General features: G+C 41.0%; 19 protein-coding genes and 1 tRNA gene. 16 read left to right on the top strand and 4 right to left on the bottom strand.

What is annotated here, in order from left to right:
* Positions 1 to 191: 191 nt before the first annotated feature.
* The 4 genes from HR060_RS07405 (at position 192) to HR060_RS07390 (ending at position 6155) form a co-directional block, all read left to right on the top strand.
* Complete coding sequence (locus HR060_RS07405; RefSeq protein ID WP_174199658.1) at positions 192 to 2261, top strand: EAL domain-containing protein; 2070 nt, start codon at positions 192 to 194, stop codon at positions 2259 to 2261.
* Between the two features lie 243 nt (positions 2262 to 2504).
* On the top strand, positions 2505 to 3248 hold the full coding sequence (gene pdsO / locus HR060_RS07400) for a sortase-associated OmpA-like protein PdsO (RefSeq protein ID WP_174199657.1): 744 nt from the start codon (positions 2505 to 2507) through the stop codon (positions 3246 to 3248).
* Between the two features lie 83 nt (positions 3249 to 3331).
* Positions 3332 to 5602, top strand: coding sequence for a VIT domain-containing protein (locus HR060_RS07395; RefSeq protein ID WP_174199656.1), 2271 nt, complete (start codon positions 3332 to 3334; stop codon positions 5600 to 5602).
* The gene (locus HR060_RS07390) at positions 5592 to 6155 is read left to right on the top strand and encodes a class GN sortase (RefSeq protein WP_174199655.1); all 564 of its coding nucleotides are present in this window, start codon (positions 5592 to 5594) and stop codon (positions 6153 to 6155) included. The genes HR060_RS07395 and HR060_RS07390 overlap by 11 nt, the downstream gene beginning before the upstream one ends.
* Before the next feature lie 71 nt (positions 6156 to 6226).
* Here the strand turns inward: HR060_RS07390 and HR060_RS07385 are convergent, their stop codons facing one another.
* From HR060_RS07385 to HR060_RS07375, 3 genes are read right to left on the bottom strand one after another with little or no spacing between them, the layout of a single operon-like run.
* Complete coding sequence (locus tag HR060_RS07385) at positions 6227 to 7387, bottom strand: autotransporter outer membrane beta-barrel domain-containing protein (protein ID WP_174199654.1); 1161 nt, start codon at positions 7385 to 7387, stop codon at positions 6227 to 6229.
* A 54-nt stretch (positions 7388 to 7441) separates the two neighbouring features.
* Positions 7442 to 8974: a tetratricopeptide repeat protein gene (locus HR060_RS07380; protein WP_174199653.1), complete on the bottom strand. Its 1533-nt coding sequence runs from the start codon at positions 8972 to 8974 to the stop codon at positions 7442 to 7444.
* Positions 8975 to 8986: 12 nt separating this feature from the next.
* Positions 8987 to 11461 (bottom strand): sugar-transfer associated ATP-grasp domain-containing protein, encoded by a 2475-nt coding sequence (locus HR060_RS07375; protein WP_174199652.1) that lies wholly within the window; start codon positions 11459 to 11461, stop codon positions 8987 to 8989.
* Positions 11462 to 11658: 197 nt separating this feature from the next.
* On the opposite strand from HR060_RS07375, the gene HR060_RS07370 reads away from it, so the two are divergent.
* The 12 genes from HR060_RS07370 (at position 11659) to HR060_RS07315 (ending at position 26584) form a co-directional block, all read left to right on the top strand.
* The gene (locus HR060_RS07370) at positions 11659 to 13260 is read left to right on the top strand and encodes an ATP-binding protein (RefSeq protein ID WP_174199651.1); all 1602 of its coding nucleotides are present in this window, start codon (positions 11659 to 11661) and stop codon (positions 13258 to 13260) included.
* Positions 13261 to 13265: 5 nt separating this feature from the next.
* The gene (locus tag HR060_RS07365) at positions 13266 to 14567 is read left to right on the top strand and encodes a hypothetical protein (protein WP_174199650.1); all 1302 of its coding nucleotides are present in this window, start codon (positions 13266 to 13268) and stop codon (positions 14565 to 14567) included.
* The gene (locus HR060_RS07360) at positions 14564 to 15286 is read left to right on the top strand and encodes a response regulator (protein WP_174199649.1); all 723 of its coding nucleotides are present in this window, start codon (positions 14564 to 14566) and stop codon (positions 15284 to 15286) included. The genes HR060_RS07365 and HR060_RS07360 overlap by 4 nt, the downstream gene beginning before the upstream one ends.
* Before the next feature lie 121 nt (positions 15287 to 15407).
* Entirely contained in the window at positions 15408 to 19586 is a 4179-nt protein-coding gene (locus HR060_RS07355) for a response regulator (protein ID WP_174199648.1), read from the top strand.
* Between the two features lie 407 nt (positions 19587 to 19993).
* A complete protein-coding gene (locus HR060_RS07350; RefSeq protein ID WP_174199647.1) occupies positions 19994 to 20782 on the top strand; it encodes a DUF3450 family protein in 789 nt (262 codons plus the stop codon).
* A 1-nt stretch (position 20783) separates the two neighbouring features.
* Positions 20784 to 22097, top strand: a complete 1314-nt coding sequence (locus tag HR060_RS07345) for a MotA/TolQ/ExbB proton channel family protein (RefSeq protein ID WP_174199646.1) — start codon at positions 20784 to 20786, stop codon at positions 22095 to 22097.
* Positions 22098 to 22106: 9 nt separating this feature from the next.
* Positions 22107 to 22505 (top strand): MotA/TolQ/ExbB proton channel family protein, encoded by a 399-nt coding sequence (locus HR060_RS07340; protein ID WP_174199645.1) that lies wholly within the window; start codon positions 22107 to 22109, stop codon positions 22503 to 22505.
* Entirely contained in the window at positions 22502 to 22909 is a 408-nt protein-coding gene (locus HR060_RS07335; protein ID WP_174199644.1) for an ExbD/TolR family protein, read from the top strand. Before HR060_RS07340 ends, HR060_RS07335 begins: the two co-directional genes overlap by 4 nt.
* A 12-nt stretch (positions 22910 to 22921) precedes the next feature.
* Positions 22922 to 23587, top strand: coding sequence for an energy transducer TonB (locus HR060_RS07330; RefSeq protein WP_174199643.1), 666 nt, complete (start codon positions 22922 to 22924; stop codon positions 23585 to 23587).
* Positions 23588 to 24982 (top strand): tetratricopeptide repeat protein, encoded by a 1395-nt coding sequence (locus tag HR060_RS07325; RefSeq protein ID WP_174199642.1) that lies wholly within the window; start codon positions 23588 to 23590, stop codon positions 24980 to 24982.
* Between the two features lie 18 nt (positions 24983 to 25000).
* Positions 25001 to 25486, top strand: coding sequence for a DUF2799 domain-containing protein (locus HR060_RS07320; RefSeq protein WP_174199641.1), 486 nt, complete (start codon positions 25001 to 25003; stop codon positions 25484 to 25486).
* A gap of 243 nt (positions 25487 to 25729) precedes the next feature.
* Entirely contained in the window at positions 25730 to 26584 is an 855-nt protein-coding gene (locus HR060_RS07315) for a spondin domain-containing protein (RefSeq protein ID WP_174199640.1), read from the top strand.
* Positions 26585 to 26670: 86 nt separating this feature from the next.
* Here HR060_RS07315 and HR060_RS07310 read toward each other — a convergent pair.
* Positions 26671 to 26746: transfer RNA gene (locus tag HR060_RS07310), tRNA-Arg, on the bottom strand.
* Positions 26747 to 26961 lie beyond the last annotated feature (215 nt).

Genomic DNA, 26961 nt, shown 5'->3' with positions numbered 1-26961 from the left:
CAATATACCGAATTAAGCACTAGAAAAAAGGGCTAAGCGTGAATTGCCATAATTGATCATTTTTCCTCAATAATTGCGTCCCAATTACATGAAATTTGCTCGAAAAAAGCATGCTATTTGCGTTCAATAACCAACCAAAAAATCAAAACTCTTCTAAAATTAAATTTAAAGCCCCTTAGACATTTTTCCTTATGGATAGCGACAACTTTTTTTACAAGGAATTGCTCAATCAAATTACTGAACACATCTGCGTGATTGATGAGCAGGGAAATATCCTCTACACCAACCATGCTTGGGATAGCTTTGGTCGCGCCAATAATGCAGGCACTAAAAGTTGGTTAAACCTCAACTACTTCGATGCGTGTGAAAAGTCTATTGCTCAAGGTGATGAAGGCAGCAAAATCGCTTTAATTGGAATTAAAGAAGTGATCAAAGGCGAGCGTGCAGTTTTCTATTACGAATACCCTTGCCATTCTGATAATGAAAAACGCTGGTTCTTAATGACAGTGAAGCGCTTGGAGAATTCACTGCTGCCTAGGTGTTTTATTTCACATCAACAATTTCAGGCAGAAAGCGAGTTAAGGCTTTATCAAGAGCGCTTAGCACTGGCCACAGATGCAGGTAAAATTGGCGTTTGGGATCTCAATTTAGAAAGTAATGAACTATTTTGGGATAGCATGATGTACCAGGTTTACGGCATGGAACCTGAACAATTTGGTGGTATTTACCTTGCTTGGAAACAATGCTTGCACCCAGAAGATAGAGAACGGGCTGAGCAAGAGTTTTTAAATGCGCTAAACCACGGTAAAGCCTATGACTCAACGTTTAGGATCATTACACCAAAACATCAAATTAAACATATCGCAGCCAACGCCAGCCTAATAAAAGATGAGCACGGTATTCCGTGTCGTATGGTTGGTATTAACTATGACATCACTGAAAGTATTGAGCAAAAACACAAAATAGAAGCCGTTGCATATACGGATACCTTAACGAACTTGCCCAATCGCAATCGATTAATTGCCGATTTCAAATATCTCAATGACCAAAATAGCTATATCGGTTTATTGCTGCTCGATATCAAAAACTTCCGCGCACTCAATGACACTTACGGTCATGATTTTGGCGATGATATTCTAATCAAGCTGGCCTCGACTATCGCGCTTGCAGCCCCTAGGCAAGCGAAACTCTACCGTTTAGGGGGGGATGAATTTATCGTTCAACTCTTCGCCGATAAAACGGCAACACTTCAAACCCTATTGCCTCAATTATTTGAACAAATCAAAAACCAAATTAAGCAGTGCTTCTTTTTGAGCCTTCACGCAGGCATCGCCATTTTAAAAAATGAATCCTTGAGCTTTTCTGAAGCAATGCAAAAGGTCGACTTTGCGCTGAATGAATGTAAGAGCACCAATAAAATTGGTTGCACCATGTATAACGAGGAAATTAACCAAAAGTACAGCCGGGCGATTGCTATTACACAAGCGCTTAACTCTCCAACGTGTTTGAATGAGCTCAGTATCGAGTATCAAATTCAACACCACGAGACTTATCAAGCTGTTGGCGCGGAATGTTTATTGCGTTGGCATCACCCTGAGTTAGGCCCAATCTCACCTGCGGAATTTATCCCCATTGCAGAAAAAACCGGAGATATTATACAAATAGGTCACTGGGTAATAGAGCAAGCCTTTACAACATTGGCTAGCTGGAAAAACATGATTGATTTTGCCGAATACAGCTTAAGCATCAATATCAGCCCCAGGCAAATATACTCAGCCGATTTTTTTGACGAAGTCGAATCTCTACTCAAGCACTATCAAATTAACCCTAAGCTAGTGAAGTTTGAAATAACTGAAGGCGTGCTGTTGAAAAATACTCAGATGGCAATAGATGTTATCCAGCGTTTTCGGGAATTGGGAATTGAGTTTGCATTAGATGATTTTGGTACCGGGTTTTCTTCATTGTCTTATTTGAAAAAATTTCCAATCGATATTGTTAAAATCGATAAAAGCTTTGTCGACAATGTAATATCAGATACCACAGATCAAGCCGTTATTCGCTCGGTTGTTTCATTATGCCGAGGCTTAAACGTTAGCTTAATTACAGAAGGCATTGAAAACGAGCTCCAACATCAAAAAATTCGCGAGCTAGGTTGCAGCTTTTACCAAGGTTATTGGTTTGGTAAACCAATGAAGCTTCTCGATTTTGAGCAATTTGTATTAGAGCAACAAAATAAACCTAAACAAGCAAATAAGTACTAACCCCCATCAACTCTAGCTTCGATATTCCCTTTTTCCTCTTTCGTTATTAACAGTTCCCTCTCCTCAATTGTTGACCATTTTTATCACTAAACAGGTGTCATGACACAATTGCCCGATTTGGTCATTTTTGCTCGCCACATTGCCATTTTTCATCCCCGCTATAGCCAGAAAGCTTTTGTTTAATACAACTCGAATGCAACGCAAGTCGCAATACAAATGAGTAAATTAAACAGGAAACACATCATGAAAAAATTAACTTTATTAGCTACATTAACCATCGCATTAACTTCAGCACCCGCGCTAGCAACACCTGAGGTTGACTACAAAACACGTGAAGCAACCGGATTTGGTGTCGGTTTATTAGCCGGCGCGGCTCTGGGCGGCCCATTAGGTGCGGTAATCGGTGCGGGCTTTGGTGCCATGATGGGCAACCAAAGTGCCAGTGAAAAAGAGATTAATCAACTTGATGATGCATTACTGTTAAGCCAAAACCGCATCTCACAACTCAATCACGAAAAACAATTATTAGCCAGCAACTTAAATCAGCTGCAAAACGACTACCAACATTTAGACCAACAGCTCAGTACAGCAGAGCAAAATCTAACTCAAAACCATGCATTAAAAGATTTAAAACTAAATTTGCAGTTTAAATCAGGTTCGGCAGAGGTCTCTGAGTTATACCAAGCCCAACTTCAAAAAGTTGCGGCACTGATCAAACAAAACCAAGAAGTAAATATTGCATTATCGGGTTTTGCTGACCGTCATGGCAGTGATTCAGCGAACCAAGCCTTATCGGCTCAACGGGCCGAAGCGGTAAAACAAGTATTGATTGCTAACGGCGTCAATGAAAACAAAATTCAAACACAAGGTTTTGGCAGTAGCCAAGCACATATTGATACACCTAATTACCAGAAAGACTTTTTTGACCGCAGAGTTGAAATCACTTTGCAGCCACAACCTTTACTCACAGCAGCGACCAATGATTAACAACAACTAAAAGGAGGTTTAAACAAGCTGAGTTGCCCTTCCCTCAACTCAGCTTCCCATTTATATCAGACAAGGTTCAAGTTATGCGTTTTTCTATCGCAGGTTATGCAAATAAATTAGAGCAATTACTCAATGGGCTCGCCAAAAGTACAGGCTACTTGGCCAGTTTACATTTCAGTTATATTTTAAGTATCAGCACAGTTTGGGCATCAGAATACGGGGCCTTGCCCACCGTTGAGTTAAACAATGTACAAAGTGCCCAGTTACTTTTTACTCCTTCCCACCGCCAATCAAATAGCCATTATTATCAAGCACCTAATTTAGCTCAAACCATCAATATTGATATCAAAGGCATTTTGGCGACCAGCTCAATTGAACAAACCTTTATCAACTCAACCGGATTAACCCAAGATGCGATTTACGCGTTTCCATTACCGCATAATGCAGCGATTAATGGGTTTAAAATCCAAATCGGTAACCGAGAAATTGAAGGTATTGTTAAAGAGAAACAGCAGGCTAAAGCTATATTTGAGCAAGCAAAAGCAGAAGGTAAAAAGGCAGGGTTGTTAACTCAAGTTAGACCCAATTTATTCACTACTCGAATCAGCAATATCGAAGCAGGACAGAGCGTAAAAGTTCGCGTTAGCTTATTGCAAAAAACGAGCTATCAATACAACAAAAAAGATGAGCAGGGCCAATTTAGTTTGCACTTCCCACTGGCGTTTACCAAACGCTACCAAAGTTTAAGCCCGCTTAAGCTCGCGCCAGAATCAAGCGCACCAAAGCTCGATGAATTTTTAATATCTGATTGGTTTTCAATAGCTCAGTTTACAGACAAGCAAGACGTTACGCCCTTCGATTCCTCTATTAATAAAACCAAGACGCGTTTAACCGTCAACTTAGACGCAGGCACCCCACTATTGAATGTGACATCGCCTAACCACCCAGTACAACTGACCGAACAGGCTTACGGTAAATATCAGGTAAAACTCAAGCCCAGTAATGCACAAGATGACTTTGAACTTACTTGGCAATACCCAGCTTATCAGGTTCCTAAAATGTTAAATTTTACCCAGAACTATCAGGGAGAGCACTATGGTTTACTTATGCTACTACCCGCAGTTGCCGCCAAAGAAACAGCTCAGCAACCGAGGAATTTGACGTTTGTCCTCGATACTTCAGGCTCTATGCACGGCCAAGCGTTGGCACAAGCTAAACTCAGTTTTAAACAAGCCTTATCGAGTTTATCAGCCCAAGATAGCTTTCAAATTATTATCTTTAATAGCATTTCTGCTCAACTATTTAACAGCCCAGTTCTGGCCAATGATGCCAATAAGAAATTGGCTATAGCTCACATCAACAACCTAACGGCCGAAGGTGGTACTGAAATGGCCCCAGCGTTGGCACTGGCGTTTATGCAAGCCAATCACCACCAACAAAGCCAAAACTTAATTGAGCACAATAAAGTATTAAACCAAGTGGTATTTTTAACCGATGGCGCCATTAGCCATGAAGCGGCATTATTTAATCAGATCAAACAGCAATTAGCAGATAACCGCCTTTTTACTCTTGGGCTCGGACAAGCGCCTAATCGTTACTTTATGCAAAAGGCGGCTGAATTAGGAAGGGGCGACGCCCTTTACATCGCCAATGCGAATCAATTAGCTGAAAAGACTAACCGCTTGTTTGAAAAAATGAGTCAACCGCAATTAATCAATTTGCAGTTTCAATTTGGTCAAACGGATTTAAATACAGTCAACTTTGAACATTACCCAAATCCAATACCAGATACCTATGCAGGCTCTCCTATATCCCTAACATATAAATCTTCATCACCCGCAATCGATGGGCATTTAACAGGACAGCTAGCAATGGATAATCAGGCCAGTTGGCAATCTGAGAGCATCGACTTGTCACAGAATTACTCTGCATTATTTAATGAGGCGGTGCTCGACCCAAAGTCCGTCACTTCAAATTCTGAACACAGCAAACAAACACAGCAATCAATTCCCCTACTCGCTCAAATTTGGGCTCGCGATAAAATTGCTCAGTTACAAACCGATTTAGCCATTAGCAATCACCCACAAAATAGCGCGTTGTTGAAAAAACAGGTCATCGATTTAGCACTCAAGTATAAGTTATCGAGCCAATTCACCAGTTTTGTTGCTGTTGAAAAAGCCGAGATGACAGATAGTGCCCCCTCGACGATACAAGAAGCCAAGTTAAACCAGCAAATGATGGCTAAAACCGCATTGAAATGGCAATGGCAGTTACTGCTAACAGGCCTCGCGCTATTCACCCTGTTATTACTTGCCTGCATTTGGCAAACCAAGGAGTTAAACCGTGAAAACTAGCCACTACCTCAAATTAGCGTGTTTAGTACCTGTATTTTATGGTTTGTCTGTTTTGTATATGCCCGCTAAGGCCATTGCTGCGCAGTTTTTACTCGAGTGGAGCTGGCGACAAAATATGATGAGTGAACAAAAAGACCAAGCACCTTGGTTTTGGGCTGATACCACCCCCATTGCCAAGTTGAGCTATCAAAAACAGCAGGTCAGTTGGATAGTATTGGCGGGCTTAAATGACAGAAACTTAGCCTTTGGACCAAGTTGGCAACAAGACAGCGCTAAACCCAATCGCTTTGGTAATACCATCATTGCGGCCCACAACGACAGTCATTTTGCTGTGCTTGAAGAGGCCAAAATTGGTGACACGTTGACACTGCAAAATAACTCGGGATTGAGCTTGGACTACCAAATTGCAGAGATTGAAATTGTCGATGAAAACTATAATGGCTGGAATCAAGTTACAGATGATACCAGACTCACTTTATTTACTTGTTATCCATTTGAGCTTGCTGCACAAGATAACCAGCAACGTTTGATGATCACTGCCGTATTAATTTAAATGAATGAGGGGTAAAAATAAAAAACCGAGTCATCGGCTCGGTTTTTTATGATTGAATTTTCACTGACGCATTAAAATTTGAAACTTAAACCCGACTCCAGCTTCACTCTATCGTACTCATAAGCATTGATTTCAGCGGTATAGTCATAGTAGTTAGCATCTGCATACCAAGATACCGGCACGTCTTTTACACTAAAAGCATGTTGCTGGTATTTGGCCTGAACACGCCAACCTTCTGTACTTGGCGTCTCATCTTCAGTTTCAACATCGGTAAATAACTGACGCTGATAATCTAAATCGGCATAGCGTAAACCCAAGGTTAAACGAGTGTTTTTATCAAACTTGTGTAATAAACGCGTTGAAAAAACTTTCTCTTCGGTATCGTAATAACCGGAAGCATTATCGTTTCTTTGAATGTATTTAAATGATGTAGAAAGACTCGTTGCCTTGTTAAAACGGTAAAAAGATTTTACCCCTGCTCCCTGATAGTCATAGCTAAGCACTTTGCCCGGTATATTTTTACCTAACGCATCTTTAGCTAAACGTTCATCGTGAGAGCGTTTAGTCAGCTCAATATTAGGGGTAATGGAGAAGTTTTTATTAAATCTATGACGCCATTCAAATTTAAGTTTTGCTTGCTCGTAATCTAAATTACTCAAACCTAAATCAGTGTAACCCTCGTAAGCTTGAAAGCGATAATCGAAACTGGCTTTAAAACGGTTATTTTTATCCAGTCGGTAAGTCAAATCGATTTCAGGCGTCCAACGCTGGTAATCATAACGATCAGATGCATTATTCCCTTTGTAAAAATATTCCTGACCAGAGAAACGACTAACAAACGTTTTATCGAAGTATTTATGAGCAAGTGACGTCGTCAGCGTTGCTTTGTTATCAAGCAATCGAGTTTTGTAACCGGCTTCAATATGTGTTGATAGCGTATCAGCATTGCTGTCATCAGCATAAACACTGCTATCTAGCCTCGCATCTGTATACCAGTTTTTATTGAAATCATGTTTGATCCTGACTTTATTGCGCCAGTATGTATCAGATTCAGGTTTAAAGGCTTCGTTAAGTCGGTAAGGGTTATCGTCATAACCTAAACCTGAACTGATGTGAACATCGGTTGCCATGGCGGGGGTTGCTACTGCCATCGCAAGGGCCGCTGCGCTTAAAGATGTTGATAAATGGCTTACTGACTTAGCGCGTTTCGCTAACTGCGTCTTTTTGCTCATTTTATTTCTCTCTTGATTAGTTAAAGTTAATTCTAAATTAAAAAAAATCGGGTACTAGCTCGCATCAATAATTTTTTGTAATTGCTTAATGCGACGTTTAATCAATGGGCTACTTTGCATATCGTTTTTCAGCGAACTAATAAATGCCAGTGCAGCATGGTGTTGCTCAAATGTGTTTAACGTATCGATTTTGAACAATACAAACTGACTGTTGCCAGGGTCTAACTGAATCGCTTGGTTAATGGCACCTATCGCCAGCTCGAATTCTTGTTCCTGAACAAATTGCTGAGCTTTGAGTAATTGGCTTTCCGCTTGATACACATTTTCTGTCGCTAGTTGTGACAATAACGACTTTTGCTCTGCTGTCTTAGTTAGGGACAATAATTGACGTTGGGCGCGATAAAACCAGTCACTGCTGAGCTTGATTTGATTAAATAATTGGCTCGCTTTTAATTGTTCTGCTTGCTCTTTGGCCAATAAAGCCGTGGCATATTTAGCTTCATCACCCTGAATTTTAAATGCTTTAAAGTTCACTTCTCTTTGGTTTAGCATGGCGTTGATATGCTGAGCCATTAAGCGCTCATTTTTACTATTAGCCTGACTGGCCAACCACTTCCATTGCTCACTGGCCAGGCTCTTATCGGCTTGCTCTAAATAGGCCCAAGCTAAAATACGATGAATATCTTCATCTTTACTGGCCAATGCTAATGCTTGCTTGGCATAGTTAATGGCAGCATTAAAATTAAGTTTCATCAGTTGATACTCGGCTTGGTGCTTTAGTGCTTTTACATAACCTGGCTTGAGCGCAATCGCCCGCTCAAAGGTTTTGCTAACCATGGCGTAATCGCGATCAAGTTTGACTTTCACCAGTGCCAGCTTTAACCAAGTCGCCGCATGGTTTGGTCGGTATTCCAATGAATGGGCAAAGGCTTTTGCGGCTTTTTCCAATTTATTCTGGCGCTGTAAACTAGTTGCTAATGCCGATAACGCTTTTGCTTTTTTACTACTTGGCGCAATCGCAACCGCTTTTTTCAGTGTTCGTTGTGCTTCTTTGTAGCGCTTTGCTTTGTTCAGTAATAAACCTAGATTAATCGCAGCTGCGGTATGACTATCGTTGTGAACTAATAAAGTGCGATAGGCTTCAATAGCTAGCTCTTGTTGCTTCGTTCGAGCAAGTGAAATGGCGTAACTAAACTGTTGTTGCCAAGCCAAACGCTGCGATTCTGTCAGCTGATTCAGTACCTTAATCACCACTTGATAAGACGACTGAGCCATTAACTGCGTAATTAACGCATCCACTAAAGCCTGCTTTTGCAGCTCAGTTGCCGTTTCAAAGACAGATTGCTGTAATAAATCAAACCCTTGCTGGTGACGCTCAAGTGCTCGGTCAATCATCGTTTGCTCAAGTGGGCTATCTGCCACTAAAGGTTTAATTTCGGATTGCTCCATTACCTCATCATTTAGCTGCTCTATTGCGATGTGTTTATCGCTATCGGTCGATAAGCTAAATAAACTATCTGCAGCAATGACAACCGACAGTAATGCGATAAAGCCAAAAGCAAAGGCCAGTGTTTTGATTACTTGCATGGTGACGCTCCTTTATGCCAATTTAGCTTGCGCTGTGCTGAACGCGGTATCGGCTGGTTCCGATGGTTGAAACTGGGCCATCAATCCTGATTTGTTGATGTTTTGAATTTCTAAACCCGGTCGACCATTTAGCTCCAATACCAAAGGACCAAGGTACTCATCTAAACAAATATCTACCCCCATATAACCTAGCCCTAATGCCTCAGAGCAAGCTTGACTCATCTCGACAATTTTCGACCAAAATGGCAGTACAACACCGGTTACTTGTGCATTTGAATCGGGGTGATGTGTAATCACTTGCCCTTGGCACAGACATCGCTCAATTTCCCCAGTTTTAAGGTTAATAGCGGCACCAAGTGCGCCTTGGTGTAAGTTCGCTTTACCTGAAGAGCCCAACGTTGGGATACGCAGCATGGCACTGACCACTTGCTTTTTAATCACCACCACCCGAATGTCGCACAAACCATAAGGCGCAATATTATTAAGTGACAAGTGTTGATGGATTAATGGCTCGATGTAAGCCGTATCGGATTTCTCAAGTTGAGAGTATTTACCGCCAATGGTGTCTTTGATTAGCTTAGTAATTTCAGCTTTTGAAACCGTCTTGCCATTGGCACTGACAAAACCATCCGCTGATTTATCTCGAATGACTAAAATGCCCTTACCTTGGCTACCGGCATTGGGTTTGATAACAAACTCTCTATGCGTATTAAGGTGCTGTTCAAGTTCAGTTAAGTCATTCGTGTTGTTAAATGCGGCAATCGTACTTGGCACAGGTATATTGTGTTTTTGTAGCAGTGCTTTTGTCGCCAATTTGTCAGCGGCAGTTAACAAGTCTTCGCGAGAATTTAAACTCGCTACAAAATCGCGATTGCGTTTATTAATACCAACAACTGCACCGTCATTTTGCTCTGTCGTATTTTGTAAAACCTGTTTAAAACGGACAAGCTCGGTCAATCTCAGCCCTGTCCAGCGCCCCATGTAAACCTGTGCGGCTAACACTAATAAGTAGGCTTCGGGGTACAAAACAAAAATGCCCTGTAGCGTTGCCGAACTAATGCACAGATAACAAAGTATTATACTCACCGCTGAGCCTGCCATCGTTTGTGATAGTTCCATCCAGCTTCTTTGTTCAACCAAGCTATATAATTTATCGGCGATAAAGGTGATGATGATCACCGGAAAAAGCGATAACAAACCTATCTCTATCGTGCTGAATTGGTCCAGTAATAGCAGCAGTGAAAAAGTGGCCGCATTTACCAATGTAATAATGGCGGCTAAACGAGGAATTTTAAGTAGGTTTAATCCGTGCAATGCAATCTGCCCAATAAAAGCAATCACCACTATCATCACAAACCCCATTAACCCGACTGTTAGGCCAACAAATGCACAGGCAGAGCCCACCAACATAGGCATAAAAATACCAAAGCTTTTTAAGCCAAATAAATTGCGAAACACGGTAATAAGCAGTGCACAAAAAGGCAGAACTAAAAAGACGGCAGCTGTTTGTGCAGGTAAATGTAGCTCTTGTAGTAAACGTGCAATATCAAAACGTGTATCATCGACTTGTGATGTTTGATACAAAGCTGGAGAAATTAAGTTTTTGTTGATGGTAAATTGATAATCAAAATCAATATTTGCAGTGTGAGTAAATAAGCTCTTATCTCCGCGATACAGTTCTAAATAGTGTGCTGGTAATTGCGCAAAATAATGGTTCGTTGGATCAAAAGGTATCCATTGATTTTCGATATTCACTTCAAGCCATTGATGCGATGTTTTTTTACTGCCTTCATTCAATACCAAGCCACCGACTAATCGGGCTGGAATACCGTTATGTCGGGCTAAAGCAACAAATAAACGGCTTTTACCATTACAACTTGCTGCCCCCAAGCGCAAAGCCGTTAAAGCGTCAGTCGTACCTTTAAACGGAATCGACTCGATATCAGCGGTATACTGGTAAATAGCCTCTAATACTTTCACCACATTGTTGTTGTCATCAGGTTGGATCTGTTGCCATAAAGCAGCAATTTCAGGGTGTCCGACTTGAATATGCTCAGAAGCTTGCAAATAATTTTGCCATTTTTGCTGGTCGATATCGGTCACTTCAAGGGAATCCGATAAGCTGAATTGATAACCAGAGGTTTGAATTTGAGCTTTGTAGTCAATCGAATCTGATGCCGCTGTACCAGACCACCTAGAAACAAGACCGTTATAAGATGGGAATAAGCTCTGCGCCAAGTAATTTGACTGGCTGGTATCGGTTAAAACCTGCTGCCTTTCATTGCTATGTGGCACAAAAGTGCTGATATTGACGTCTTTATCAGCACTATTAAATTGCATCCGTAAGGCCAGTTGATAACTTTGCACAGGTTTGAGTAACGTTGCGCTTTGCTCACGTGCTTGCTGAAAATAGCTAAAAATAGCAATGGCGGTAAATACTAATAAGAGTTCAAACCTGAACAGCCAACTGAACTTTTGCTTCCACATCTTTTTTATCTCTCCACTTGGGTATGGAGCAACTATAGAAAGCTAAGCGCTGAAAGTATGTTGGACTATTGTTGGAAAAGAGTAGGTTTCTCCACAACAAAACCTTGCTGAAAAGTGCAGGCATTCGCCTAGCTAATAAAAGCTGTGTACACTAAAAATGTAAATTCACTCATCATTCAAGGCTTTAGTTTCCCATCATGTTTGGCAAAATTTATTCTGGCATTTTTGTTTCAATCTTTCTTGCCGCCGCTTTGTGTATCAGCTTGTATTGGTTTGATAACCATCAAAGAAAACAAGCCTATCAATTTAATGCACTTTCGGGTGTGGCCTACTTGATCAGTGACACAATAACGAGACAAAAAAGCCAGAACCTATCAAACAATCAAAAACAAAGGTATCTGGATATCGTCTCTAAATTGATTGGTGCACAAATTAGTGTTTATCACGACCAATCACTGCTACCTTTAGAACACAAACGTCCCGTACTGTTGGCCGAAAAACAAGACAGACCGTTTACAATTTTACCGACAGCGCGCGGCAAGATAAGTGTTTGGTTACCGACATTTGAGCAAGGTTATATCAACTTCACTTTCAAACAAATCAACGAACAAATCTTCCGTGGCCACCTGTTGTTACTCAGTGCTGAATTACAAAGAAATGATAAAGAGGTCAGTTTGTCGGATATTCAGCACTACAGCTACCATCCCCTATCCATCTTACACAAAAACAAGCTCAACCTGGATACCCAACAAAAATCACGCCTTAGCCGTAAAAGTGTGGTAGTGGACTATCACAGTCAAGATGCCAGCCGCTTCAACCTTTTTGAAAACTTAGGCGATGATAAAGTCTTAAAAATGGGCCCGGTACAAGGCTATAAAACATTGCCAAGTGACTTGGTTATCAAGCTTATTGTACTAGCCGTAGTGGTGATAGTTTTAGTATCGAGCTTTTTGGTATATCGATTACAGCTCAAATTCAGTGCCATCAAAACCATGCTCGATGAATTTGGCAAGGGTGATTTAACTTCGCGTATTAACCTTGCAGGCCGTGACATGTTAGATAAGTTAGCCGCGAGTATTAACAATATGGCCGAGCAAATCCAATCGTTGCTACAAAGCCAAAGAGCCGTGATGCAAGCCGTCTCTCATGAGTTAAGAACCCCACTAGCCCGTATCCGTTTTCGCCTTGAGCTGCTTGATGAAGCAGAATCAGTTAATGATGTTAACCAAAGTACTGGGGCAATTCGCAACGATGTATCTCAATTAGAAAGCTTAATTGAAGAAGTCATTACCCATAATAAACTTAATCACGCACAAGCCTTTGAATTAACCACAACTGAAATAACGCCCATTATCGAGCAAGAAGTTGAAAACCTCGCCGTATTGTATCCGGGGTTGAGTTTCAATTTGGACAACCAGTCAACACAACCGATCCCCGTTAATTTAGATGCATTTAAACGTATGTTAGCTAACTTGATCAGCAATGCCTGTAAACATGCTAAAAGCCAAGTGCATATCACCTGTAAGCAAACACTCACATCGACTGAGTTGATATTCGAGGACGATGGCGCAGGTATTATGCCTGATGAATATAAAAAAATATTTGATGCGTTTTACCGAGTAGACTCGAGCCGCAATAAAAAAACAGGTGGTTATGGTTTGGGTTTAGCCATTGTAAAACGCATCGTTGATTTACATCAGGCAACAATCAAAGTAGCCAGAAGCCAATCATTAGGTGGGGCCAAATTTAGCGTTAAATTTACTCAAACTGAGCTAAAAACAGCGCAAAACGAGCAGTAATTGGTATGGCTACAAAACTCCAACAAAAGTCATACAAAACGAAACTTACCCCTATCAGTTTATTGTTAGCGGCGGTGTTTTTACCTGTGGCTCAAGTTCATGCCAATGCAGATATATCAATCTCTAGGTTGGAAGATGAGTCATCGTTGTTTAACGAGCTAGTCGTTATTTTAAATGCCCCATTAAGTACTGATGTTATTTTGCCAAAGCAGCCCGAAGACAAACAACCTGTTCAAGCAATCAAAGACCTTGATACCTTGCCACCAGAGTTAGAGCCTAGCTTGTTAAAAGAGCTACTTAATTTACAAAACAATCCTCAGTTACAACCTCTGGAAATAGAAAAACCATCAACAATACCAACTAATTTAACTGCACCAAGTGCAATAACCGACGTTATCGTTAAGCCCTTACAAGCTTCGCCTATCTTAGAACAATTGGAAAAGCTAAAAGAAGAAAACCTTCCCCTAGAGTACAGCGAATTGGAGTTAGAGCATAGCGAACAGGAATTAGAACAGAGCGAGCTAGAGTTAGAAGAGCAATTACTTATCGAAGATGAAGAAAGCTTCGAAGATGAGCAAATTGAACTAGAGCTTGAAGACGAAGGTGAGCCGGAAGAAGAAGAAGCGCTAGAAGACGAAGAAGAACTCGAAGACGAAGAAGAGCTTGAAGACGAAGAAGAACTCGAAGACGAAGAAGAGCTTGAAGACGAAGAAGAGCTTGAAGACGAAGAAGAGCTTGAAGACGAAGAAGAGCTTGAAGAAGAAGCAGAGCTCGAAGACGAAGAAGAGCTTGAAGAAGAAGCAGAGCTCGAAGACGAAGAAGAGCTTGAAGACGAAGAAGAGCTTGAAGAAGAAGCAGAGCTCGAAGACGAAGAAGAGCTCGAAGAGGAAGAAGAGCTTGAAGACGAAGAAGAGCTTGAAGAGGAAGAAGATGAGGCGGAAGAAGAGGAAGAAGAGCTTGAAGAGGAGGAAGAAGAGCTCGAAGAGGAAGAAGAGCTTGAAGACGAAGAAGAGCTTGAAGACGAAGAAGAGCTTGAAGAAGAAGCAGAGCTTGAAGAGGAAGAAGAGCTAGAAGAGCTAGAAGAGGAAGAAGAACTCGAAGAGGAAGAAGAACTCGAAGAGGAAGAAGATGAGGCGGAAGAAGAGCTAGAAGAGGAAGAAGAACTCGAAGAGGAAGAAGATGAAGAGGAGGAAGAACTCGAAGAGGAAGAAGAGCTTGAAGAGGAGCTTGAAGAGGAAGAAGGTGAGGCGAAAGAAGAGCTTGAAGAGGAAGAGCTAGAAGACGAAGAAGATGAGGATGAAGAATGAGTGAAAATAGCAGCCCAGAGAATGCACGTATTTTAATTATCGAAGATGATATTGAGCTCGCCGATTTAATCGCGACGTATTTATCTAACAAGCAATTTACCGTCGATGTTATCAATGAAGGGATCAGTGCCGTTGATAGAATTGTTAATGAACAGCCTGATTTAGTAATCTTAGATCTGATGTTACCCGGTAAAGATGGCATCAGTATTTGTCGAGAAGCTAGGTATTCCTATCTAGGTGCTATTTTAATTCTAACGGCATCTGAAGATGACATTGATCAAATTTTAGGGTTAGAAATCGGCGCCGATGATTTTGTCCAAAAACCGGTTGAACCTAGGGTTTTACTGGCTAGAGTAAGAGCATTATTAAGACGATTTGAACAAGTTAAGTCATTACAAAGCCAACAAAGTAGCAAAGCTGAAGTACTGAAATTTGGCCAACTGAGCATTAACTTATCAGCCAGAACCGTTAAATTAGCCAATGTAAATATCGAACTCACCTCACCAGAATTCGACGTACTGACCGAACTTGCCAAAGATGCGGGTACAACATTATCGCGTGATGAGCTCTTTAAACGGTTAAAAAACCTGAATTACGACGGACAAAACCGATTTATCGATATTACCATCTCGCAGATCAGAAAGAAGCTGGGTGAAGATGCAGAGCTATATTTGAAAACGGTTCGTGGTCAAGGCTATTTATTTGTCGTCAATGACTAGCTAGAGCCGACTTTTCTTTCACTATCACCTTAAACATGGTTTGGTAGAAAAAACTGGTTTTTATTATATTTCAGCTACACTTAATTCACTGAAATATAGGAACTTTTAATTTCTACCAAGCATGCTAAAAATAACTCACTGGCTCCGCTTCTTTTTCCTTTTCTTTTACTTTGCTTATTGCCAAGCCAGTGAAAACGAAGCGCAATTAAATGCATGGTATCAACAGCACCCAACCATCACGGTCAGCGTCACCAAAGATACACCTCCTTATGACTTTGTTGATGCACAAAATAACCCCACAGGACTTGGAAAAGACATCTACCAACTCATTGATGATGTACTGCCTAGCACCATCAATTTTGCTGCGGGAAAAAGCTGGAGTGAAAACGTTAATGACAGTAAGCATGGCAAAATAGACGTATTGAGTTACTGCGCAAGATTGCCCGGTAGAGATCAAGATTACGCAATTAGCCAACCTGTTTTAACCCTCAGTCAAGGGGTAGTAACCCGCAATGATAACCCAGAGTATCTGGCCAGCAGAACATGGAAAGAAGGCTTAAAGCTTGCCGCCCCTGAAGGTTTCTCCATTGTTTATGAATTAAAAGCCAGTTTTCCAGACGCTCAACTCATTGAAGTTAAAAATGATGAGGCGGGTTTACTGGCTGTCTTACAAGGTAAGGTCGATGCCTTTGTCAGTTACAGCAGCTCAATTATTTATTGGATCAATAAACATAAAATCAAAAGCTTAAACTTTCGCGAAACACATTTTAAATCAGCTACCACATTGAGATTTTGCGTCAACAAAGACAAACCCGAAATAGCGCAAATGCTTAACTATGCCTTAGACAAAATCGATCATCAAAAGATGAATCAGTTATTTGATAAATGGCAGCCCAGAATAAAACAAAGTACCCAGGCTCACCCAATTAAAGAATCAGATGTAATCAAGTACTTACTACCCGCCTTTGCCTGTATTTTTATCCTACTAATTGGCTTTGCATTTTATTTTTATCGCCAAAAACAAATTGCCAATTTATTTGGTTCACAACGTTTTAACTACAGTTTTGGCGCCACTATGTGCCTAATTTTTTCAATCTTTACCCTCGCCGCTTATTTGACCCTAAAAGAACACAAAACCAATTTATATGACAACTATGTCGAGAATATGCGACTAGCACTCGATACCAGTATGCAATTGATTAACGAGTGGCAAGGCGGTCAAATTGAAACCACTAAATCAATTGCAGATGAGCCTGAGATAAAACAATGGGTAACGGCATTACTTAATCAACATCCTCAAGCACTTGATAAATTGAGGAGTCTGATAGCACAGCGAATTAATCTAACGCAAAGCACTGGCTTTTTTGTCATCGATACACAGGGCGTGAGTATTGCTTCGGCGAGAGACTCCAATATTGGTACGCTCAACCTTGTTAAATTGACGCTACCACAGCTTTTTGCTCAAGTATTAGATGGTGAAACGTTAATTACCCCTCCTATTGTGTCTGATGTTTATTTTGATCAAACGGCCCAGACCAAGCCGCCTACTATGTTTAGTTTATCTCCAATTCGAAATGAACTCGGTCAAATCATTGCTGTATTAGCCCTGAGAATTGATCCATTAGAACGCTTTAGCGCCTTGTTTAAAACCGTCCACTTCAATCACACGGGCGAAGTATTTGCCGTCAAATTAGATGGCGATTTTGCTTCTGAGTCTAGGTTTCACGGCCAAATGTTAGAGTCGGGACAAATTAAAGCTGATCATTCAACACTCAATTTAAGTATTAAAGGCTCAGAGCTTGCCCCTTTACTCGCCACGATGAAATCAGGCAGTCAGCTCACTAGCTATCGTGATTATCGTGGCAAGCAAGTCATTGGCCTTTGGTCTTGGTTTGACACTTTAAGGCTTACTTTAGTGGCCCAAATTGAAGAGCAAGAAATTTTAAATGAATACAGCCAGCTAGAATTTATTTTAATCGCCACAATTGCTGCAGCCATTTCACTGGTCACCATTATTTCTGCGTTTTTAATGTTTGTTGGCAAAAATGCATTTCAGTTGATGGAAAGCTCTAAAGCCGAGTTAGAACAAAAAGTCGCTAGCCGAACTAATGAATTAGCGTCAAAGCAAGTGGAATTAGAGAGAAGTGAACTAGATAATAGATTAATGCTAGGCGCCGTTGCCGATGCCATTGTGGGCCTTAATGCCGATGCCAGCTGTAAATACATTAATCCAGTCGCGGCTCAGTTATTAAAACAAAGCCAAAACCAAGTATTAGGCTTGCCTCTAGCGTCATTATTTAGCATGACCAATGAAAATGAAGGCGCGGTGTTTGAGCAATTAAGTCAGCAAACCAAGCCCTTATCTGAACAAGAAACGAATATCACCTTAGCGGATGGCTCGACTATAGATGTTGAAATCAGTGCTCAACCGATACGGTTTAATCAACAAAACGTCGGTAGTGTGATCATTTTAAGGGATATTAGCCAAAGGCTCGCTGCAACCAATATGTTACTTGAAGCGAAGCAAATGGCCGATGAAGCTAATCAGGCCAAGTCTGACTTTTTAGCTAACATGAGTCATGAAATTCGCACACCGATGAATGCCATTATCGGCATGTCACAATTGGCCGAAGAAACGGCCAAAGACAAATCAACACTTAACTACATTCAGAAAGTACATCGCGCGGCAAAATCACTATTAGGTATTCTCAATGACATTCTCGATTTCTCTAAAATTGAAGCGGGTAAGTTAGAAATAGAAGCCACACAGCTTAATATCAGACAAGTATTATCAAATATTGATGAGATGTTTAAGCACAAGATAGAGCAAAAGCAACTCACCTTCTTAATCGAATTAGATCAACAAGTGCCAAATGATTTAGTAGGCGACCCGTTAAGGCTGTCACAAGTTTTAATTAATTTAACCAGTAATGCGATTAAATTTACCGAACAGGGGAAAATTACTTTAACGATTCAATCCATTGAACAAGATGAGCAACAAGCTTTACTGCATTTTTCGGTTAAAGACACCGGCATAGGACTATCTAAAGCGCAGCAAGCAAAATTATTTCAATCCTTCAGTCAGGCAGATAGTTCTACTACCCGCAAATACGGTGGTACAGGACTGGGACTGACCATTTGTAAGAACTTAATCAATTTAATGTCAGGTGAAATAGCAGTAGAAAGTGAGCCTGATAAGGGGAGCAACTTTCACTTTAAAATTCGCTTTAAGCGCGACCAGCAAGCGCTAATTCAACCAAACGCTATCACACAACAAAAATCAGGTGACTTAAATGGCGCTAGTGTTTTACTTGTTGAAGATAACGATCTTAATCAAGAATTAGCCAGTGCATTATTAACTCAAGAAGGCGCTCAAGTGGCACTCGCTGAAAATGGACAACAAGCAGTCGAACAGGTGCAAGCGCAAGATTTTGATTTAGTGTTAATGGACTTGCAAATGCCGGTTATGGACGGTTTCACAGCCACGAAAAAAATCAGACAAACACATCCTGACTTACCGATTATTGCCATGACAGCCAATGCAATGTCAGGTTCTAAAGATGACGTGCTTGATGCAGGCATGAACGACTATATAGCCAAGCCCATAGAGCCTCAAACTATGTTTAACACCATAGAGAAATGGCTAGAAAATGAGGAGCAAAGCACCTTACAACCAATAAAAGAGGACACAGTTAAGGGTAATCAGTTAGCGCTCAACGACTTCCCTTGGCAACATGTCATGGTTGATAAAGGTCTTGCAACCTGTAATCAAGATCAAACACTGTACTTACGGTTAATAAGCAAATTTGCCGAGCAGCAAATCTCGTTTGCCGAGCAATATACTCAAGCTAGCGGCGAATCTGAGCAAACCGCTAATCGTATTGCTCATACACTAAAAGGTAATGCAGGAAATATAGGTGCAGTGCATTTATTCGATAAAGCTAAAGCACTAGAGCACGCTAATAAAGATCAGCAACTGCAAGCACTTATCGATACCAAATTTGAGCTTGCAAATGTTATAGAAGAAATTAACCGATATTTAGCACAGAACACTCAACTATCAGCGCCAGCTGAAACACCAATAGAGCAGCAACAAGTGATTGAGAAACTACTGGAGCTTTCTCGCTTAATTGATGACTTTGATGCTGAGGCCATTCACTTAACAGAACAATTAATGGCTTATCAATTACCATTGTCATACCAGTCTCGCATTCAAGCGATAGCGGATGCCTTAGATAACTATGATTTTGATAAAGCCGCTGACATTAATAAAACGCTAATCAATGATTTAGATAACTAAACCGGAAAAAGTAGCTAATTAAGTTCGACGTTAACGCCAATATTGAAGGTAGAATACGATTCAGGTTCTCCTTTTATTGGCAAATTATTCAGGCCTTTTACACGATGAATTCCCTCTAAAATAAGTCAGACTTCCAAGCTAACAAGCCCTTTCAGCAGAGTGACCAATAGTCATATATATCATTTTATGTGAAAACATGTGAAAACACTCAGTGTGAAAAAACAACTAAAACACTGTTTTTTAACAATTTATTCACCTTCCACCTGAAAGCTTCTGATACTTATTCGCCGCCTCTTTGCGAGGTGAATGATTTCCAATAGATTATTTCTTGAGCACTTGCCTGGGTCTAACCCAAAACAGACCTAGGTATTCGTTTAAAACTACAGAATAACAATCAGGCTACAACAATGAAGAAAATAATTGCTTTGATATTGCTGTCCTTCTCTTCCTTTTCTATGGCAGAGAGTTATAACCAATTGAATGAATTGATGAACCAATGGTTGCAACTGGAAAGCCAAAAAGGTCGGTTACAACAAGAGTGGCAAGCAAGAAACGAATACTTAAAACAAAAACAGCAGCTTTTAACATTAGAAAAGAATGAACTTTCTAGCTTGTTAAAAAAAGCGGATGAAAACAAAAACCAAGTTGATGAAAAGCGTTTAGCGTTAACCAATAAGCAGCAAAACTTGGAAAACCAACAAGCCATTTTAGATGAGCAATTAGTTCAAGCAATTGAATTTATTGCGGTCGTACAACCTAGATTACCCCCTCCTTTACAAGATGAATGGCAGGACAAAGCCAGCTTATTACATTCAGAAACAGCAACAAGCAGTGAAAAGCTCGAGCGTTTGTTGGTTTTACTCAAATCAGCAGATGAGTTCAATCAACGTGTTGCCATCAACCAAAGCATGATGACGATTGAACACCAAGGCCAAGAAAAAACCATCTTAGTTGACCAAATTTATCTAGGTCTAACCCACGCTTGGTATATCAGTGAAGATAACAGTCATTTCGGATACGGCCGCAGCGAGCAACTCGGCTGGAAATGGTGGCACGGCGATAACACAAAAGCCGTTTTGAACTCGCCCTTGCAACCAGAAGATATCGCTAATGTGAGAAAAATTTTAGCCCAACCTACATTGGCTAAATATGTGCAGTTACCACTTGCTTTAACAACGACATCAGAGGAGCTTTAAAATGAAATCCGTTAAATTTATCGCAGCCTCATTGTTATTAATGGCAATGCAACCTGCTCAGGCAAACACCAATACTGACACGTTAAAACAGCGCATTATCGATACGAGAACTGAATTAACGGCTTTGGAAAAAAGTCTGAATAATAAGAGTTTAAAACAGAGCCAGCAGACGGAAAGCCTGTTAAAAGAAGTGGCTAGCTTAAGAAAAAAAGCCGCTTCACAACAACGTGTCGCTGATGAACAGATGTTGAGTTTAAATCAATTAAGCGATCGAGTAGAAGCATGGGCCGCTCAAGTTAACTACCAGCAGCAAGTGTTAGAAAGTTACTTCAACAATACGGGTATCAGCACTAAACGCAGTGATGAAGGCAACTTAATTGTCGATCAGTACACCTTAATCAAAGTTCAGGCCCATTTAAAAAGTGCGCTTGCCCCGAGCTGGCAAAAAACACCTGTGGTTATCAATAATGGGGTGATTAAAGAATTAGATGTTCTACCTTTGGGGCCAGTCAAAATTGCTTATGACAAAGCAAGTCAATCTGGTGGTTTATTAAGAGATACCATTAACAACGCTTACCCAAGTATTCAACAACAAGCCTATCAAGCGAATAACATGAATATGTTGCAAGACCTATTCAATACCGGGCAAGCACTACTGAGCTTTGACCCTACGCTAGGCAATGCCAGTAAAATACAAAAACAAGACAAAGGTATACTCCAGCACATTGAAAAAGGCGGTGTTTGGGCTTTACCTATTTTGTTCTTCGGTACTTTATCGCTGATCGTCTCTTTAATTAAAGCCGCTCAACTACTTCGCTTACCTAAAATAGACATCAATTTATCGCAACGCTTAAATCAAATCACATCAAGCTCAATGCCTGACAAAGAAGCCAAGCTTGCCGCAGTCACAGAAACGCTTAGTGGTCCGCAAAAACAACTGGTGAATATTGCGATTGAAACGCCTATTTCTCAGCACAGAGATGATTTACTCGTGGCATATCTGATGGAATATCGCCACAAAGTAGAACGCTTCTTAGGCGCCATTGCAACAAGTGCAGCCATTGCTCCGCTATTGGGTTTACTGGGCACAGTGTCTGGCATGATCAGCACATTTATGATGATGAATACCTTTGGTACAGGTGATGCTGCTACTGTATCTGGTGGTATTTCTGAAGCCCTCATTACCACAGAGCTTGGGTTAATTGTTGCTATCCCGTCATTGATTGTCAGTGCCTTGTTAAGCCGCAGAAGTAAGAGCTACAACGCTAAGCTTGAAACCAATGCTATTCGCTTAAGTAAAGTTGAATTCGCTTAAGGGGGATATATGGAAATCTTAGCCAAATATTTATTCCTTCTTAACAACTTAGTGATCTGGGCCATCTTAGCCGTCGCGTTTTTTTGCTACGCCAAACTGCTCGATTTATGCCTATTTTCAGGCCGTAATCAGCAATGGTCACAACGTTGTATTTACTGGCAATCAGCATTGAAAAGCATGCTCTCTTCACTGCCTTTACTTGGCCTACTTGGCACAATCAGCGGCCTATTATCGACCTTCTTCCAAATGTCGGTGAACAACGGTTTTGATATGCAAGAGGTAATCAGTGGCGGCATCGCTGAAGCCATGTTTACCACTCAACTGGGGTTAGTGTTAACCGTACCCGGCTTGCTATTGCTGACTTGGTTAACGTCTGCTCACAAAAGCTGGCAGGTGGTTGCACAATGAAATCATTTATCGAATCAAAAATAGAAGAGAGTAAATCTCAGGAATTGGACTTAGCACCTTTATTAGATGTGGTATTTATCCTGTTGATTTTCTTTATCGTCACAACTGTCTTTGTCAAAGAAACAGGTGTTGATATTGATAAGCCAACGGCTGTCTCAACCAAGCAACTTAAACGCTCGGTTTTGATGTTGGCGATCACTCAAAATGGCAACGTGGTCTATGCAGGCACCAACATAGGAATCAAAGGGGTCCGAGCTACTTTATCGCAAGCTACCCGCAATGCAGATAAACCACTGGTGATCCAAGCTGATAAAAAAGTGCCAACAGAGCTACTAGTTAAAGTTATCGATCAGGCCAAATTAGCTGGTATCGACAACATTAGCATTGCGACGTTAGCCAAATAGCGAGAAGCCATTATGAGTCATACACGCAATATCATGGTATCGACATTGCCTTGGCTGATCAGTTCAGGGCTAGTGGCAGGTTTAAGCCTCGGCATCATTCTTTTACAGAAAAAGCCTGAAGCCCCCGAAGAGAAAGTCACGATCAGAAAGGTCGATGTCGCGTTACCCGTACCACCACCGCCTCCTCCACCTCAAGTGGAAGAGCAGCAAGAGTCGAGTGATGCTTCTGAAGCAAGTATCGACTTGGTAGGTTTGGGTGGCGGGCCAACACTTAATTATTCAAAAACGCCAAAAATGGATACCCCTCAGGTTGAAGATATTAAGTTGCCCGAATTCAAAATGGATGCATTAGCAATCCAAGAATCAATGCAGCTCAATATGCCACTGTTTGAGGTAAAAACATTAGACCAAGTGCCTAAAGTGGTATCACAGCAGTACTTCCCTCCTCCGAGGAAAATAAAGAAAAAAGGGATCAGACGGGTCGAAACCTCTGTCGAGTTGATTATTGACTTACAAGGCAAGCCATACGTCAAACGCATTATTAATCCCGTTTACCCGGAGATGATAGAGGTGATCAGAAAGTGGGTTGCTTCAGCGCGCTTCACTATTCCTAAAAAAGATGGGCAGCCCGTTCAGGCTATTTATCTATATGGCATTAATTTTAACTTTGCAGGTTAAATGATGAAAACGATTAACACATTAAAATACTTAGTTGCAGGCTGTTTCAGTTTAGCCCTATGCAGTCAAACAACACATGCAGCTCAATTAGTTGAACAGGAACCGATGACTTTAGCGTTATCTAAACCAACCTTTGTTCTTCCTCAGTTCACAGGCCCCTATAGTGACCGAGAGGCCTCTATAGCGCCTGAAGAGTACGAACAAGCAGAGCGCTTAAAAGCCAAGTTAGAAGGCAATGATATTCAAGCCGTGGTCGAGGAACTTGAAGAGTACTGGGAAATTGAGCTCAGCCCAGCCATGTTGGCACTAAAAGCCCAGGTTTACTTCGCTATTGAGGATTTCGAGCGCGCCGAGGCAACTTACCTTGCAGTACTGGCAAGAAAGCCACAACTCGTTCGAGCACACGCTGATTTAGGGCAACTTTACTTGGTCAAAAAAGACTATAAAAAAGCGCGCGATTACTTCGCAAAAGCCGTTTCATTGGGGGCAAATGACGCCATGATTTACGGTCAACTCGCTTACTTAAACCTGACGCTGCATGGTCCATACAGTGCAATTTCAGCTTATCAGCAAGCATTGATGATCGAACCCAATCAAGCACAGTGGTTACAAGGCTTATTTGTAGCCTTAACACAGGCCAAAATGTATCAAGCGGCAAAAGCATTACTCGAAGAGCAGATTGCAACCAAACAAGACAACCCCGAATTATGGGTTAACTTGGCTGCGATTTACCTCGAGCAAAATGAAACTCGCGATGCATTATCTGCACTAGAGATGGCCATTTTAAATGGTGATAAAAACGAAAATACGTTAAAGACAGCAGCTCAGTTGCACTTACAAGCAGAGAGTTTTGATCGCGCAGTCGAACTCATCAAATACCATATTGAAGGTGGCAAACTCCCGATAAAAACGCTCAACGCCTATTTGACTTGGCTTGATCAAGCACAGATGTGGCAGCAAGCTAATGAAGTACTAAGCAGCTTCAGTTCACAGTTAAAACAGTTTACCGATCAGGAACAAAGTGTGTACTACACCCATAGCGCGCTTATCAAATCAAAACAAAAGCAAACCAAACAAGCCGAGTCACACTTCTCACTGGCTGTCAGTAAAGACCCCAATAATGGGCAAGCTTTATTGGAATACGCAGAATTTGCTCGTGCGAATAAAAACTACATCAAGGCGCAAAGCCTGTATATCCGAGCAGAAGCATTTAACCAATGGCATAAACAAGCCAGTTTAGGTAAGGCACAGCTTTATATCGATACCCAAGATTACCCCGCAGCACTGAGTATTTTGAATCAGGTAATGCTCAGGTATCCAGAGGTAAGCGGGTTAGATGAACAAATAGAACTCATTAAAAACATTATTAAAACGCAATATCAAAACCAAGCATAAACGAAAGAGGCACTCACTATGAAAATGAACATAACATTGGCATTAATCAGCTCTGCTGCCCTGTTAGCAGGGTGTCAAAGCAATGGCGTTTCAACTTCGGAGAAAACCGTTTTTAAATGTATGTCTGGCAACTACAATAACCTTGGTTACGAGGTAGGTACTTCAGGCTTAAGCGTCAGAGAGTTTAATCGTTATACTGCTGAATGTGGTGAACAATTACCTGCACACGCGAAAAAAGACTACATCGCCGGGTTTAGAAAAGGGATTGCCGAATATTGTAACTATGACAATGGCCTTAAACTTGGTCAAGAGGGTATCGCTGATAGCAGTGTTTGTCCTTTAGAATTAAGAGAAGGTTTTCAACTTGGTCTTAATCAGGGCTTAGCAGAAAAACGTGTTCAAGATCACTACAAAAAAGAGCTTGAGCGTGAAGAGCGCCGTAAGCTAACGATTGAGAGTCAAGCAGGTATGGGCGCAAGTGGTGGTGGCCCAGGTGGTGGTTAACCTCAATAACTAGGACTTAATAACCAGACTCAAAGATAAAAACAGGCAGCTTAACGCTGCCTTTTTTACTTTTAAATGATTAAAACCTAAGTAAAAACAATAAATATCAATTACTTAATAACAATAAAAAACCAAATTTAATTTGTTATTTTTTTGTTTTTTAATTGTGATAATTTCGTTATAAATTAACTTTAGATTTATTCCTAGCAGTACCAATACACAATGTTTAAAAGGAATAAAAATATGAAAAAGCAACTCGCATTATTGGCATTAACTGCCGCTATTACCTCTCAAGCACAAGCCGCTAAAGTTGAAGTAACAATCAACAACGCAACAGCTGGCACAGCGTTCACTCCGTATGCAGTATCTGCTCACAACAAAGGTGTAAAATTTTACACAATTGGCGAAATGGCATCAGCTGAACTTCAAGCTATTGCTGAAGGCGGTGATACAAGCATGCTAATTGAAAAAGTAAACATGTCAGGCTACGGCATGGCAAGTCAACAAAACCCAGAATCGGGTTTAACCTTCCCAGGTCAATCTCATACCTTCATGTTAGACACGATGGATTACAAATATCTTTCAATTGCCAGCATGTTACTTCCATCAAATGACGGTTTTGTTGGCTTAGACAGCTGGACGATTCCACAAGTATCAGGTACTTACTCAATTAAGTTAGATGGTTATGATGCAGGTACCGAACTTAATGATGAAATTGTCAACGGTGGTGGTATGCCAGGTGCAGCTGGTATTCCGGCTAATCCGATTGGAATGAGCAATACGGGCGGTATGGCTTACCCATATTTATCAGAGAATGAATATGTTCACGTTCACCCTGGTATTGTCGGTGATAATGACCCTATGGGCGGTTACTCAGATTTAGACAGCCGCGTTCACCGCTTCTTAAATCCAGTTGCAACAGTGACAATAAAAGTCATGGCTGACGAAGCAATGATGTGGAGTGGTGAACAAGTCGCTTATGAAGTGGGCGATATGGTTAGCTACATGGGTATGACTTACAAAGTTGTTCATGCTCATACATCAAACCCAACTTGGAAACCAGGTTCAGTATGGTTCTTTGAAGCCTATAGCAACTAATAGTTAGCTATTTTTTGCAGTCCAAAGCGTTTGCGAGGTGTTTGTTCCACACCTCGCTTTTTTGTTTTTTCATGCTGTGTACAACATGGCGGCCCCACCGGGACTCGAACCCAGATCGATCGCTTAGGAGGCGACTGTTCTATCCATTTGAACTATAAGGCCATTTTGGTTGTTCAGCCTAGCTTTAGCACCAACACTTTGCAACCGTTTTACCACTTTCTAGCATTTAAAACACACCTAAATATAAATGGCATATCGACGTGCCTTAATTATAAAAAATAGACGTTAAGTAATTGTCATATAAACAATTTAAGCTATATTTTTAAACTACGGATTTAAAAAATAGACAATAATAAAAGAGTATCCAACACCAGCCT

It is taken from the genome of Marinifaba aquimaris, assembly GCF_013328345.1.
Lineage (GTDB): Bacteria > Pseudomonadota > Gammaproteobacteria > Enterobacterales > Alteromonadaceae > Marinifaba > Marinifaba aquimaris.
The sequence above is the reverse complement of the archived record's forward strand: the minus strand, read 5'-3'. Positions and strand labels throughout refer to the sequence as shown.